The sequence below is a fragment of the Pantoea pleuroti genome, from assembly GCF_014156615.1.
Taxonomy (GTDB): Bacteria; Pseudomonadota; Gammaproteobacteria; order Enterobacterales; family Enterobacteriaceae; genus Pantoea; species Pantoea agglomerans.
On sequence record NZ_SBFD01000011.1, the window covers coordinates 70528 to 83933 of the forward strand.

Below are 13406 nucleotides of genomic sequence, written 5' to 3' on the forward strand. Positions count from 1 at the left end.
ATGCCACAAGGATGATCACCATGCAACGTCGCCATTTCCTGAAACTTACTGCCGCACTGAGTGCAGCCGGAGCATTGCCGCTCTGGAGCCGTTCGCTGATGGCAGCCACCCGTCCGCTGCTGCCGATTCCGTCTCTGCTGGAACCCGATGCCAGGGGCAGCTACAGCCTCACCGCGATGCAGGGTACCACCCAGTGGAACGGCAAAGCGGTGCCGACATGGGGCTATAACGGCAGCCTGCTGGGGCCGGTGCTGAAAATGCAGAGTGGCAAACCGGTGACGGTGAACATTCATAACCGGCTCAGCGAAGCGACCACCCTGCACTGGCACGGGCTGGAAATCCCTGGTGCAGTGGATGGCGGCCCGCAGGCGGTGATTGCGCCTGGCGGCTCGCGTCAGGTCTCTTTTACGCCCGATCAACCCGCCGCGACCTGCTGGTATCACCCGCATCTGCATGGCAAGACCGGGCATCAGGTGGCTCAGGGGTTGGCGGGACTGATCCTGCTGGAAGATAAAGAGAGCGGAACGCTGCGTTTGCCCTCGCAGTGGGGTGTGGATGATGTGCCGCTGATTTTTCAGGATAAGCAACTGACCAAAGAGGGCAGCCGCATTGATTATCAGCTCGACGTGATGCGCGCCGCGGTGGGCTGGTTTGGCGATATGATGCTGACCAACGGCGTGCACTATCCGCAGCATGCGGTGCCGCGCGGCTGGTTGCGTCTGCGCCTGCTCAACGGCTGCAATGCCCGTTCGCTGCATGTTGCCGCCAGTGATAAACGTCCTCTCTACGTGATCGCCAGCGATGGTGGCCTGCTGGCCGAGCCGGTAAAGCTCGACTCGCTGCCGATCCTGCCGGGCGAGCGTTTCGAGGTGATGATCGATACCTCTGACGGTAAGAGCTTCGATCTGGTGACGCTGCCGACAGAGCAGATGGGCATGACGCTGCCGCCGTTTGACCAGCCGCTGCCGCTGGTGCAGATCCTGCCGCTGCGGGTGATGGCCAGCGCCACGCTGCCGGATCAGCTGGCGACGCTGCCAGCGCTACCCTCAACCGACGGCCTGACGACACGCTGGCTGCAGCTGATGATGGACCCGCAGCTGGACCAGCAGGGCATGCAGGCGCTGATGCAGCGCTACGGCGAGAAAGCGATGGGCAAGGGCGGTCATCACACGATGCCGGAAAAAACGGCTGCCGAGCCGATGCAACCAATGGAAAATATGGAAAACATGGATCACAGCATGCACGGCAATACACCGCCCGCCGGTTACGATTTCCGCAACGGCAATAAGATTAATGGCCAGGCCTTTGATATGACGAAGCCGTCATTTGCGGTGAAGCTGGGTGATTACGAGAAGTGGACGATTTCAGGTGAAGGCGACGCGATGCTGCACCCGTTCCACATTCACGGCACCCAGTTCCGTATTCTTTCAGAAAACGGCAAACCGCCAGCTCCGCACCGGCAGGGCTGGAAAGATATGGTGAATGTCGACGGCTGGCGCAGCGAAGTGCTGGTACGCTTCAACTATGTCGCCGCCGCAGAACACGCTTACATGGCCCACTGCCATCTGCTGGAGCATGAAGACACCGGCATGATGCTGGGCTTTACCGTCAGCTGATTACGCCTGCTCCAGCGCCAGCTTCACATCTTCGATCAGGTCGCCGGCGTTTTCGATGCCAATCGACAGCCGCACCGTGGCGTCAGTGATCCCAATACGCTGACGCACCGCCTGCGGCACGCCGGAGTGGGTGGTGCTGCCAGGATGGCTGGCCAGCGACTCGGTTCCGCCCAGGCTTACCGCCTGCTTAAACAGCGACAGCGCATTAAGAAAACGGAACGCAGCGGGCTGATCGCCGACGATATCAAATGAGAAGGTCGAACCGGCACCGCTGCACTGCTCGCGATAGGTTTTCCCTTCGGCGCTTTCCGCATCCAGATAGGGCAGCCAGCGCAGCTTCGCCACTTTCGGGTGATCGCGCAGAAACGCCGCGACCGCTTCCGCATTCTGCCAGGCTTTCTCCATGCGTAGCGACAGCGTTTCCAGCGAGCGGCTGAGCATCCAGCTTGAGTGCGGATCCAGCTGCGTGCCGATTGCGCTACGCAGGGCGCGCACTTTCGCCATCAGCGCTTTACTGCCCATCGCCGCGCCTGCAATCAGGTCAGAGTGACCGCCAACATACTTGGTCAGCGAGTAGAGCGACAGGTCAGCGCCCAGCGTCAGCGGCTGCTGGAACAGCGGGCCGAGCAGCGTGTTGTCACAGGCGATAATCGGTCGTGACCCCTGCTGCTGGTCGATCTCATCAGCGATACGCGCCATCAGGCGGATATTAACCAGGCTGTTGGTAGGATTCGCTGGCGTTTCAATCAGGATCACCGCTACCCGGCCCTGGGCCATCGCCTGCTGAGCGGCTTCACGCACTCTGACTTCATCATTGCCGTCGCTGAAACCCACCGCTTTGATGTCCAGATTGTGCAGCGTCTTGCTAAGCAGGGTTTCGGTGCCGCCATACAGCGGCTGGGAATGCAGGATCACCTCGCCCGGACGGGCAAACGTCAGCAGGGCAGTGGAGATGGCGGCCATGCCGGAAGAGAAGAGCGAACAGCTCTCCGCCTGCTCATAGACCGCCAGCCGATCTTCTACAATTTCGCTGTTAGGGTGGTTAAAGCGGGAATAGACCAGCCCACCCGATTTGCCTTCCGGCGGCTCACGTCGGCCAGAGACGTAATCAAAGAAATCCCGTCCCTCTTCGGCGCTGTCAAAGACAAAGGTTGATGTCAGAAAGACCGGCGGCTTCACCGCACCCTCAGAGAGGCGGGGATCATAGCCATAGTTCAGCATCTGGGTTTCAGGGTGCAGCGGCCTGTCGCCGATATGCGTTTTTTTGCTTGAAGATGAAGTCATTGTGATCTCCGGCCAGCGGTGCGAGTAGGGTAACGATCTGTTGGATAAAGGCTACCATGTAGCGAATCATGCTGGTAAATGCCAGAATGTTCTAAGGTAATGCGCATTTCAGCGAGCTGCAGGCGGCGGGTAATAATTTTCGCGACGTAATCGTTTGCTTATGGTGCCGCACAGCCGTCGCTGCTGCGTCTGTGATAGACTCCGGGGCTTTTCTGACGTAACCGGGCTGAACGCAATGAAACACACTGTTGAAGTGATGATCCCTGAACAGGCAATCGCCACGCGCATCGCTGAACTGGGCAAAGAGATTAACGACCACTACCGCGACAGCGGCAGCGATATGGTGCTGGTGGGGCTGCTGCGCGGCTCCTTTATGTTCATGGCTGATCTCTGTCGCGCCATCGATGTGCCGCATGAAGTCGACTTTATGACGGCTTCCAGTTACGGCAGCGGTATGTCCAGCACGCGTGATGTGAAAATCCTGAAAGATCTGGATGAAGACATCCGTGGCAAGGATGTGCTGATCGTCGAAGATATCATCGACTCCGGTAACACCCTGAGCAAAGTGCGTGAGATTCTGCAGCTGCGTCAGCCAAAATCCCTGGCGATCTGTACCCTGCTGGATAAGCCAGAGCGCCGTGAAGTCGAAGTGAACGTCGAATATGTCGGCTTTGCGATTCCGGATGAGTTCGTGGTGGGCTTTGGTATCGACTATGCTCAGCACTATCGCCATCTGCCTTATATCGGCAAAGTGGTGCCGCTGGAATCCTGATACCGCTCTACCGCACATTCTTCCAAGGCCTGCACCGGTTGCCTGGTGTAGGCTATGCCGCGCTTTACGCTGCGACAGGCTCAGGCCTCGCCGTTCTTCCGCAGATTAGCAATGCCGTGGCGGTAGCGCTGTTCGAGGATCTCCCGGCTGTTTGCTGTCACATCAAGGTTACGCAGACAGCCGTCCTGAATGCCGTATACCCAGCCGTGCAGGGAGACATCCTTACCGCGTTTCCAGGCAGATTGCAGTACGGTCGAGTGCCCCAGGTTGTAGACTTGTTCAATAACGTTGATTTCGCACAGTTTGTCCAGGCGCTTATCCGGCGGGAGTTCCCCCAGCAACACGCTATGCTTGTACCAGAGGTCGCGGATGTGCAGCAGCCAGTTGTCGATTAATCCCAGCTCCGGGTTATCCATCGCCGCCTGCACGCCGCCGCAGCCGTAATGGCCGCAGACGATAACGTGTTCCACTTCCAGCACTTCGATAGCGTACTGCACCACGGACAGACAGTTCAGGTCGGTGTGGATAACCAGATTGGCCACGTTGCGGTGAACAAAGAGTTCGCCGGGTTCCAGTCCGGTCAGACGTTCGGCAGGAACACGGCTGTCAGAACAGCCAATCCACAGGAAGCGCGGTTTTTGTGCCTGGGCGAGCCGCTCAAAAAAGCTGGGATCTTCTTCAACCAGTAATTTTGACCATTCGCGGTTGTTTCTGATCAGGGTGTTGATGTCTGTCATGGTGTTGAGCGACCGGTTACTGCGCAGAGTGCGCGCGCGTACTATATGACAGGGCCTGATAAATTTAAACGGCATTGCAATGCCATCAAAACAGGGTATGGATGCAGAATGACTTATGCACTGGAACTTTCCCGGCTGACCAAGACCTATCCCGGCGGCGTGCAGGCGCTGAAGGGCATCGATCTTAACGTTGAAGCGGGTGACTTTTATGCGCTGCTGGGGCCAAACGGTGCCGGTAAATCGACCACCATCGGAATTATCAGTTCGCTGGTTAACAAATCCGAGGGCAGCGTGCGGGTGTTTGGCTACGATCTCGAAAAAGATGTGGTGAATGCCAAGCGCCAGCTCGGCCTGGTGCCGCAGGAGTTTAACTTCAACCCGTTTGAGACGGTGATGCAAATCGTCGTTAATCAGGCGGGTTACTACGGTGTTGAGCGTCGTGAAGCCAATGAGCGGGCAGAAAAGTATCTGAAGCAGCTCGATCTGTGGGGAAAACGCGCTGAACGTGCGCGCATGCTTTCCGGCGGGATGAAGCGTCGCCTGATGATCGCCCGTGCGCTGATGCATGAGCCTAAGCTGCTGATTCTGGATGAACCCACTGCTGGCGTGGATATCGAACTGCGACGCTCGATGTGGGTGTTCCTGAAAGATCTCAATGCCAAAGGCACGACCATTATTCTCACTACCCACTATCTGGAAGAGGCGGAGATGCTGTGCCGCAACATCGGCATCATCCAGAGCGGTGAGCTGGTGGAGAACACCTCGATGAAAGGGCTGCTCTCCAAGCTCAAATCAGAAACCTTTATCCTGGATCTGGCACCACGCAGTCCGCTGCCCTCGCTGGAAGGGTTCCAGTACCGGCTGACCGATACCTCAACGCTCGAAGTGGAAGTGCTGCGTGAGCAGGGTCTCAACAGTGTCTTCAGCCAGCTTAGCGCGCAGGGTGTGCAGGTGCTGAGTATGCGTAATAAAGCCAACCGTCTTGAAGAGCTGTTTGTGGGTCTGACGACGCAGGGAAAAACAGGAGCAAAAGCATGACACATCTCTACTGGGTGGCGCTGAAGAGCATCTGGGCCAAAGAGGTTAACCGCTTCGCCCGCATCTGGATCCAGACGCTGGTACCGCCGGTCATCACCATGACGCTCTATTTCATCATTTTTGGCAACCTGATCGGGTCGCGCATCGGTGAGATGCACGGCTTTAGTTATATGCAGTTCATCGTGCCGGGATTGATTATGATGGCGGTCATTACTAACGCCTATGCCAACGTGGCGTCGTCGTTCTTCAGCGCCAAGTTCCAGCGCAACATTGAAGAGCTGCTGGTCGCGCCGGTGCCGACCCACATCATTATTGCCGGTTATGTTGGCGGCGGGGTGGCGCGTGGTGTCTGCGTGGGTATTCTGGTGACGGCCATTTCGCTGTTCTTTGTGCCGTTCCACGTGCATTCCTGGACGATGGTGGCGGTCACGCTGCTGCTGACCGCGATTCTGTTTTCACTGGCAGGTCTGCTGAACGCTGTCTTCGCGCGCACGTTTGACGATATCAGCCTGATCCCGACCTTTGTGCTGACGCCACTGACTTATCTGGGCGGCGTATTCTATTCACTGAGTCTGTTGCCGCCGATCTGGCAGGCTGTCTCTAAACTCAATCCAATCGTTTATATGATTAGCGGATTCCGTTATGGCTTCCTCGGCATTAATGATGTGCCGCTGGTGTTTACCCTCTCGGTGCTGGTGGCCTTTATTCTGGTGTTCTACTGGCTGGTCTATGCGCTGATACAGCGCGGGCGCGGATTACGCACCTGACGTTAAGCTGAATGGTAAGGGCCACGCTGCGATAAGGGCGTGGCTTTTTTTTGGGTGGAGAGTAAATCACGCTGACTACGGTTCTGACTGGCCTTAAAAATCACCTTAAAACCCGCCTCATTCGTTATATTTTGCCTCTGAAGCCGCCCGACGCCTCGCTTACATCCTTACTCACAAAAAATAACCCTAAGTATTATCTGATAATACTCTGACATCTTTCGCTATCTGAATGATTCTTAACTATTAAATATTTTTTAAGAATAGCCTTAAAGTCTGGCTGTTGTTTATTTGATTATGAATTATCAGAATAGCGCCGGAATAAGGTTATTCCTCTGCTCAGGGACGAATGAGTAGGCTAAGAGTCTTCTTAATAAGAAAAATGGCAACCGAATCAGGGCCAGTTTTTAATCAAAGGCAGGAAAAGATGAATCGTATAACGTGGATCGATAATCTGCGGGGATTGAGTATTCTCGCAATCATTTTTTTGCACAGCACTATTGCCGTACATAATAACGCCGGACATTTTACCGCCTTCAGCGGCCTGTTAAATGAGATGCTGGCACCGGTAAGGCTGGGGCTGATGTTCTTTGTTTCAGGTTTATTTGTCGATGCCGGGTTAAGAAAAGGCCTGGGTCCTTTTTTTAATAACAAGGTGCGCAGTATTCTCTATCCATTTGTGGTCTGGGTTGCCGTCTACGGCGGGTTGAAAATCCTGTTCAGCTCGATGGCTAATACGCCGCAATCACCGATGAATATTATTCTCTCCCACCTGACCGGTGGCGGTGATATGACCTGGTTCCTGCATTCGCTGTTTATCTTCTTTATTGTGATTATCTTTGCCCGTCACTTGCCGTTCCTGCTGGTGTTTGCCATCTGTATGACGCTGAGCTGGGCGCTGCCAGCGATTGAGGCGGATGGGGTGTTTGCCAGCTTCGACAATACCCACATCAATAAATCGCTTTATCTGTTTGTATTCTTCTATCTCGGCGATTACGTCGTAAGGAAGCAGGTGGATATCGCAGAGAAAGTGCAGCATGGCCCGACGCTGTTAATCTCGGTAATTAGTTTTGTGCTGCTCTCCTGCCTGAATATCTTTGTACTGGAACGTCATTCCCAGGCGTTATTGTCACCGCTGGCACTATTATCGGTTCCGTTCTTTGTCTGGATTGCGCTGAAACTGAAGTCTGAACTGGTCTACTACATAGGCGTCAATTCTATCGTCTTCTACCTGTCGCATTATCTGGCGATTCAGTTCTTCAGTAAGATTGTGAAGTTTGAAAGCCCGTCTGCCTGGGTAAATGACCTGAAGTTTATTTCGGCATTCCTGGTGGCGCTGGCGTTACCGTGGACATTATGTCTGATGAGAAAACGCGGCTGGTTTAATTTCCTCTTTACGATGAAAAAGTCATCGAAGCCGATGACAACCAAACCGGTTTAATTACTGCAGCAGAAATAAAAAGGGCCGCCCGTTTTACCGGCGGCCCTTTTTTAATCAGGTTGTAATCAGGCAATCTGCACCGGCAGCGCTTTCGCCAGACGCTTCATCTGGTTGTCACCTTCAAAATAGGCGACCTTAGGCTGCCACTGACGCGCTTCGGCATCGTCTACCTGCACATAGGAGCAGATAATTAAAATATCGCCTTCGCAGGCACAGCGGGCGGCCGCACCGTTGACCGAGATGATTTTCGAGCCACGCTCAGCCGCGATAGCGTAGGTGGAAAAGCGCTGACCGTTGGTGACGTTATAAATATCGATCGCTTCATATTGCAGAATGCCGGAAGCATCCAGGAAATCCTGATCGATAGCGCAGGAACCTTCATAATTGAGGTCCGCCTGCGTCACCTTCACGCGGTGCAATTTGCCTTGCAGAACAGTGCGAATCATAGCCAGAAACCTTGTCAGAGAAATAAAATAACCTGCAGCGGGATTGATTACTGCGTCAGGTCAACGGTTTGATTATCAATCAGGCGGGCCTTGCCCAGCCAGGCGGCCATCAGCACCACCGCGCGCTGGCTGTCCACCGTCAGCGGTTGCAGCGTTTCCGCATCACAGATCGCCAGGCCATCAGGACGCAATCCCTGCGCCAGCAGTGCCTCACTGGCTGCCTCAATGATCTCGTCAATATGACGCTCGCCATTCTCCAGCCGCGTCGCCATCTCATGCATCACCTGGCTCAGGGCCGGTGCCAGCTTACGTTCATCTGCCGTCAGGTAGCCGTTGCGCGAACTCAGCGCCAGGCCATCTTTAGCGCGCACCGTAGGCACACCAACAATCTCAATGTCGAAGCCCATATCGGCCACCATCTTACGAATGATAGCCAGCTGCTGAAAATCCTTTTCACCGAAACAGGCAATATCGGGCTGTACCAGATTAAACAGTTTGCTGACGATAGTGGCTACACCGCGAAAATGGCCTGGACGTGTGGCCCCTTCCAGCAGGGAAGAGAGCACCGGCACCTCAACAAAGGTCTGATTCTGCGCGCCCTGCGGATAGACTTCAGCAGGTGAGGGGGCGAAGACGACATCAACCTGGTGGCGATTCAGCTTTTCACAATCTTCCTGCAGCGTGCGCGGGTAGCGCGCTAAATCATCGGCGCGATCGAACTGCATCGGATTGACAAAGATCGAGACAATCACGATGTCGCCGCGCGCCCGTGCTTCATCCACCAGCGTCAGATGGCCTTCATGCAGGTTGCCCATGGTCGGCACCAGCGCAATGCGTTTACCCTGCAGACGCCAGCGACGGACTTCCTGGCGCAGCATCAGCAGCGTTTCAATGATCAACACGGTGACTCTCCTGGATTACTGGAAACAGTGCTCTGCCGCCGGATAGGTTCCGGCCTCGACTTCGGCGATATAGTGGCGAATCGCCGCGCGAACATCGCCGGTCTCCGCCAGGAAATTTTTGGCAAATTTGGGAATGTGGCCGCCGGTCACGCCCAGCGCGTCATGCATCACCAGAATCTGACCATCAGTGACATTGCCGGCACCGATACCGATCACCGGGATGGTGAGCGCGTCGGTAATCCGCTGCGCTACCGATACCGGCACACACTCCAGCACCATCAGCTGTGCACCTGCGGCTTCCAGCGCCAGCGCATCGGACAGCAGCTGCTCTGCACCGGCTTCATCCCGGCCCTGCACTTTATAGCCGCCAAAGATATTGACCGACTGCGGTGTCAGGCCCAGATGACCACATACCGGAACGGCCCGCTCGGTCAGCATCTGCACGGTCTCAGCCAGCCAGCTCCCGCCTTCCAGTTTCACCATGTTAGCACCGGCACGCATCAGCTGCGCGGCGTTGTCAAAGGTCTGCTGTGGCGTGGCATAACTCATAAACGGCAGGTCGGCGAGCAGCAGTGCCTGAGGTGCGCCACGGCGCACGGCGGCGGTGTGATAGGCGATGTCGCTGACCGTGACTGGCAGGGTGGAATCATGCCCCTGCACCGTCATCCCTAAAGAATCACCAACCAGCAGCACCTGAATGCCTTCATCGGCAAACAAGCGGGCAAAACTGAAATCGTAGGCGGTCAGGGTCGCGAATTTTTTACCGCTGGCTTTCGCCTGACGCAGATGTGAAATCGTGGTGGGTTTCATGGCGCTCTCAACTCAGGAATTCTGATGGGCGCAGTTTACTGGATAGCGTGAAAGAGCGGAATCAGAGATGTGCGATTGTCTGCTCAGCCGTGCCACAGCACGATGCTGCTGCTGTCGAGGGTAGCCAGGATTGTGCTGAGTGCGCGGCCGTCGGGCAGGCGGGCGTCTGGCGCAATCGCCAGCAGGGGCACCAGCATAAACGCGCGATTCAGCAGATCATAGTGCGGCACAATCAGCCGCTCCGTGTTGATTTGCGCCTCGCCAAACAGCATCAGATCGATATCCAGCGTGCGCGGACCCCAGCGTTCTGCCTTGCGCACCCGACCATGCTCCCGCTCGATCCGCTGGGTATGGTCAAGCAGCGCTTCTGCACTGAGATCGGTCTCCAGCGCCACGGCGGCATTGAGAAAATCGGGCTGATCGGGCGGGCCATAAGGCGGCGTGCGGTAGAACGGCGAGGTAGCGATGCGTTGCGTCTGCGGCAACGCATCCAGTGCGGTCAGCGCTGCATCAACCTGATGCAGCGGATCGGCCAGGTTACTGCCTAACGCGAGGTAAACCCGTGTCATGAGACGTTCTGGTTGTCACGACGCGGCGCGGAAGGGCGGCGGCGCGGACGACGCGATTTATTACGCGGCACCGGATCGTCACCCAGGTTATTGAGCATGTTTTTCTGATGCGGCGGCGCAGCCACCTGGAATTCACCCCACCACTGGCTCAGGCGCAGCAGTTCCGGGTTATTTTCCACTTCCGCCCGCAGCGCCAGCAGATCGTAAGCAGCGCGGAATTTCGGATGCTCCATCAGTTTCCAGGCGCGTTTACCGTGACGGCGGGACATGCGTAACTGCAGCAGCCAGATATCGCGAATTAGCGACGTAATACGTTTTGGAATCGCCAGCGCACGGCAGGCTTCGTCCAGCGTATCGTTCATCGCCATCGCAAAAGCTTCGAAGTAGGTCAGGCCACTCTCCTGCGCAATGCGTTCTGCCGTTTCAAGTTGCGGATACCAGAACATTGCGGCAAACAGGAACGCCGGGTTAACGCGCATGTCGTTGTGAATGCGGTTATCGGTGTTTTTCAGCACCTGCGCCAGCATCCGCTCCATGTGACTGTCGCTGTTTTCTGTGAAGTTGCGCGCCAGCGTCGGGAACAGTGGCTGGAACAGCTGATATTCACACAGCTTGAGATATGTGCTGTAGCCGTAGCCAGCCTGCAACATCTTCAGCGACTCTTCAAACAGGCGAGCAGGCGGAATATCACGCAACAGCGAGGCCAGACGTGGAATCGGCTCGGCGGTTTCCGGCGCAATGCTCATATTGAGCTTGGCGGCAAAGCGTGCGACGCGCAGCATGCGGACCGGATCTTCGCGGTAGCGGGTTTCCGGATCGCCAATCAGGCGAATGATGCCCTGTTCGAGATCGCTGATGCCGCCGACATAGTCACGCACACTGAAATCAGCCACGCTGTAGTAGAGGCTGTTAATGGTGAGATCGCGTCGCTGGGCATCATCTTCGATAGAGCCGAAGATGTTGTCGCGCAGCAGCATGCCGCTCTGGGCGCGCTGCGAGCTGTTGCGATCCTCTTCCGGCTCTTCCGCCTGATGATGTCCACGGAAGGTGGCAACTTCGATCACTTCCGGGCCAAACATCACGTGTGCCAGACGGAAACGACGGCCAACCAGGCGACAGTTGCGGAACAGCTTACGCATCTGCTCAGGCGTGGCATTGGTGGTCACGTCGAAATCTTTGGGTTTTTGCCCCAGTAGCAAATCGCGCACGCCACCGCCTACCAGATAGGCTTCATAACCGGCTTTGTTCAGGCGATAGAGCACTTTGAGGGCATTTTCGCTGATGTCTTTACGTGAGATGGTATGGCTTTCACGAGGAATGATGGTCATCAGACGCTCTGGTTCAACCTCTGCTGGGGCTTCCTCTTCATCACGCTTCAGGACTTTCCGGCAAAAATTAGCTACTCGGGTAAAAATGGGACACCTCGACAGTGGCAATTAGGGTGTAGGTAAAATCAGCGGCTAATCATAGCCTGTTGAGAACCGTTTGAGAATGCTGTTGTCTATGCATCCGGTTTCAGGGCGTTCTCTTGCGGCATCAAAGCGATATTCCACTGCGACACCGCATCAGACAGCAGTTTGTCCTGCGTTAAGTCCTGCCAGCCGCCTGAAACCGGCTGTCCGAGGAAGCGTAACGCCGCTACCAACAGGGGTCTGGCATCGCCATCCGGCAGCGCAGGTGCATGATTCTGCTTCGACAACTTATGGCCATCGTGGTTAAGCGCCAGCGGCAGATGCAGCCAGTCAGGCACCGGCCAGCCAAATTGCTGGTAAAGCGCAATCTGTCGCACCGTCGGCTCAATCAAATCTGCGCCGCGAACCACTTCGGTAATGCCCTGAAAATGATCATCGACGACGACCGCCAGGTTATAGGCAAACAGGCCATCACGGCGGTGAATAATAAAATCTTCCTGTGCCAGACGTCTGTCCGCCTCCACACGGCCACGCAGACGATCGTCAAACGCAAAGACCGGCGCATGCTGGCGTAAACGCAGCGCGGCATTCTCCGGTCCGCGTTGCCGTTCACGGCAGTAACCATCATAGAAACCGCCAATCTGCTGAATGCGACGCCGGGGGCAGGTGCAGTAATAACTCTGACGATGCTGCTGCAGCCAGGCCAGCGCGTCACGGTAGGCCTCATGACGCTGTGACTGCCACAGCACCTCGCCATCCCACTTTAAACCGTAGTGCTCCAGCTGATGCAGGATACGGCTGGCGGCACCCGGCACTTCCCGTGGCGGATCGATATCTTCAATCCTCACCCGCCAGACGCCGTTTTGCGCACGAGCGCTCAGGTAACTGCCCAGGGCAGCAATCAGCGATCCGAAGTGGAGTTCACCAGAGGGAGAAGGGGCGAAGCGACCGATACAGGAGGATGACATAGGTTTCAGAAGTGACCACGCAGCGGACAAAACAGCAGTTGTTCCACTGCGTGGTAACAGGCTGGACGCGGCATCAGCCGGCCATTTGCTTCTCACGAATTTCTGCTAACGTCTTACAGTCGATGCAGAGATCGGCAGTAGGACGGGCTTCGAGACGGCGGATACCAATCTCAACGCCACAGGAATCGCAATAGCCGAAGTCGTCATCTTCAACTTTCTTCAGCGTCTTCTCGATCTTTTTGATCAGTTTACGTTCGCGATCGCGGTTACGCAGCTCCAGGCTGAACTCCTCTTCCTGCGCGGCACGGTCAACCGGGTCCGGGAAGTTAGCGGCTTCATCCTGCATATGAGAAACGGTACGATCGACTTCGTCCCGTAATTGATTACGCCAGGCTTCCAGAATCTTGCGAAAATGGGTCAGCTGCGCATCATTCATATACTCTTCGCCAGGCTTCACCTGATAAGGTTCAACGCCAGCAATAGAGAGAATACTCAGGGACGATGTTTTACGGTTTTGACCTTCTTGCATGTTGCTTCTCCTGGATAACACGCACTATACCCTTCGAATTTCGTCTCGCAGGGGCCTTGCTGCCAGCCTGCATTTGACGTCTGCGGGGTACATCGATCCCCTATTGGGGAAAAAAACA

General features: G+C 55.9%; 14 protein-coding genes. 5 read left to right on the forward strand and 9 right to left on the reverse strand.

Features of this window, described 5'->3' with window-relative positions:
- Nucleotides 1-20: 20 nt before the first annotated feature.
- Nucleotides 21-1616 carry a multicopper oxidase CueO gene (gene cueO / locus EPG66_RS19900; RefSeq protein WP_182687908.1) on the forward strand — a complete coding sequence of 532 codons (1596 nt, stop codon included), beginning with the start codon at nt 21-23 and terminating at the stop codon, nt 1614-1616.
- On the opposite strand, the gene EPG66_RS19905 is transcribed toward cueO, so the two are convergent.
- Nucleotides 1617-2900: a cystathionine gamma-synthase family protein gene (locus EPG66_RS19905; protein ID WP_115757995.1), complete on the reverse strand. Its 1284-nt coding sequence runs from the start codon at nt 2898-2900 to the stop codon at nt 1617-1619. It lies immediately after the preceding gene.
- 235 nt (nt 2901-3135) lie between these two features.
- Here EPG66_RS19905 and hpt point away from each other — a divergent pair, with 235 nt between their 5' ends.
- Nucleotides 3136-3672, forward strand: a complete 537-nt coding sequence (hpt, locus tag EPG66_RS19910; protein ID WP_010254010.1) for a hypoxanthine phosphoribosyltransferase — start codon at nt 3136-3138, stop codon at nt 3670-3672.
- A gap of 80 nt (nt 3673-3752) precedes the next feature.
- Here the strand turns inward: hpt and can are convergent, their stop codons facing one another.
- Entirely contained in the window at nt 3753-4409 is a 657-nt protein-coding gene (gene can / locus EPG66_RS19915) for a carbonate dehydratase (RefSeq protein WP_029519477.1), read from the reverse strand.
- A 108-nt stretch (nt 4410-4517) separates the two neighbouring features.
- Here can and EPG66_RS19920 point away from each other — a divergent pair, with 108 nt between their 5' ends.
- From EPG66_RS19920 to EPG66_RS19930, 3 genes are all read left to right on the forward strand, one after another.
- On the forward strand, nt 4518-5447 hold the full coding sequence (locus EPG66_RS19920; RefSeq protein ID WP_010671845.1) for an ABC transporter ATP-binding protein: 930 nt from the start codon (nt 4518-4520) through the stop codon (nt 5445-5447).
- Nucleotides 5444-6214 carry an ABC transporter permease gene (locus EPG66_RS19925; RefSeq protein WP_010254018.1) on the forward strand — a complete coding sequence of 257 codons (771 nt, stop codon included), beginning with the start codon at nt 5444-5446 and terminating at the stop codon, nt 6212-6214. Before EPG66_RS19920 ends, EPG66_RS19925 begins: the two co-directional genes overlap by 4 nt.
- A 424-nt stretch (nt 6215-6638) precedes the next feature.
- Complete coding sequence (locus EPG66_RS19930) at nt 6639-7652, forward strand: acyltransferase family protein (RefSeq protein ID WP_010254020.1); 1014 nt, start codon at nt 6639-6641, stop codon at nt 7650-7652.
- Between the two features lie 65 nt (nt 7653-7717).
- On the opposite strand, the gene panD is transcribed toward EPG66_RS19930, so the two are convergent.
- The 7 genes from panD to dksA form a co-directional block, all read right to left on the reverse strand.
- Nucleotides 7718-8098: an aspartate 1-decarboxylase gene (panD, locus tag EPG66_RS19935; protein WP_010254022.1), complete on the reverse strand. Its 381-nt coding sequence runs from the start codon at nt 8096-8098 to the stop codon at nt 7718-7720.
- A gap of 47 nt (nt 8099-8145) precedes the next feature.
- On the reverse strand, nt 8146-9000 hold the full coding sequence (gene panC, locus EPG66_RS19940; protein WP_182687910.1) for a pantoate--beta-alanine ligase: 855 nt from the start codon (nt 8998-9000) through the stop codon (nt 8146-8148).
- A 15-nt stretch (nt 9001-9015) separates the two neighbouring features.
- Nucleotides 9016-9810, reverse strand: coding sequence for a 3-methyl-2-oxobutanoate hydroxymethyltransferase (gene panB, locus EPG66_RS19945; protein ID WP_182687912.1), 795 nt, complete (start codon nt 9808-9810; stop codon nt 9016-9018).
- Nucleotides 9811-9893: 83 nt separating this feature from the next.
- The gene (gene folK, locus EPG66_RS19950; protein ID WP_115757998.1) at nt 9894-10379 is read right to left on the reverse strand and encodes a 2-amino-4-hydroxy-6-hydroxymethyldihydropteridine diphosphokinase; all 486 of its coding nucleotides are present in this window, start codon (nt 10377-10379) and stop codon (nt 9894-9896) included.
- Nucleotides 10376-11794 carry a polynucleotide adenylyltransferase PcnB gene (pcnB, locus tag EPG66_RS19955; protein WP_203583884.1) on the reverse strand — a complete coding sequence of 473 codons (1419 nt, stop codon included), beginning with the start codon at nt 11792-11794 and terminating at the stop codon, nt 10376-10378. The genes folK and pcnB overlap by 4 nt, the downstream gene beginning before the upstream one ends.
- An 86-nt stretch (nt 11795-11880) precedes the next feature.
- On the reverse strand, nt 11881-12759 hold the full coding sequence (gene gluQRS / locus EPG66_RS19960) for a tRNA glutamyl-Q(34) synthetase GluQRS (RefSeq protein WP_031591235.1): 879 nt from the start codon (nt 12757-12759) through the stop codon (nt 11881-11883).
- A gap of 73 nt (nt 12760-12832) precedes the next feature.
- The gene (gene dksA, locus EPG66_RS19965) at nt 12833-13288 is read right to left on the reverse strand and encodes an RNA polymerase-binding protein DksA (RefSeq protein WP_010254035.1); all 456 of its coding nucleotides are present in this window, start codon (nt 13286-13288) and stop codon (nt 12833-12835) included.
- Nucleotides 13289-13406 lie beyond the last annotated feature (118 nt).

What these genes read in the sequence shown, in the direction of transcription:
- EPG66_RS19920 (WP_010671845.1), top strand. Translation starts at nt 4,518, where the DNA reads ATGACTTATGCACTGGAACTTTCCCGGCTGACCAAGACCTATCCCGGC.
- can (WP_029519477.1), bottom strand. Translation starts at nt 4,409, where the DNA reads ATGACAGACATCAACACCCTGATCAGAAACAACCGCGAATGGTCAAAA.
- folK (WP_115757998.1), bottom strand. Translation starts at nt 10,379, where the DNA reads ATGACACGGGTTTACCTCGCGTTAGGCAGTAACCTGGCCGATCCGCTG.
- hpt (WP_010254010.1), top strand. Translation starts at nt 3,136, where the DNA reads ATGAAACACACTGTTGAAGTGATGATCCCTGAACAGGCAATCGCCACG.
- EPG66_RS19930 (WP_010254020.1), top strand. Translation starts at nt 6,639, where the DNA reads ATGAATCGTATAACGTGGATCGATAATCTGCGGGGATTGAGTATTCTC.
- cueO (WP_182687908.1), top strand. Translation starts at nt 21, where the DNA reads ATGCAACGTCGCCATTTCCTGAAACTTACTGCCGCACTGAGTGCAGCC.
- panD (WP_010254022.1), bottom strand. Translation starts at nt 8,098, where the DNA reads ATGATTCGCACTGTTCTGCAAGGCAAATTGCACCGCGTGAAGGTGACG.
- EPG66_RS19925 (WP_010254018.1), top strand. Translation starts at nt 5,444, where the DNA reads ATGACACATCTCTACTGGGTGGCGCTGAAGAGCATCTGGGCCAAAGAG.
- gluQRS (WP_031591235.1), bottom strand. Translation starts at nt 12,759, where the DNA reads ATGTCATCCTCCTGTATCGGTCGCTTCGCCCCTTCTCCCTCTGGTGAA.
- EPG66_RS19905 (WP_115757995.1), bottom strand. Translation starts at nt 2,900, where the DNA reads ATGACTTCATCTTCAAGCAAAAAAACGCATATCGGCGACAGGCCGCTG.
- panB (WP_182687912.1), bottom strand. Translation starts at nt 9,810, where the DNA reads ATGAAACCCACCACGATTTCACATCTGCGTCAGGCGAAAGCCAGCGGT.
- dksA (WP_010254035.1), bottom strand. Translation starts at nt 13,288, where the DNA reads ATGCAAGAAGGTCAAAACCGTAAAACATCGTCCCTGAGTATTCTCTCT.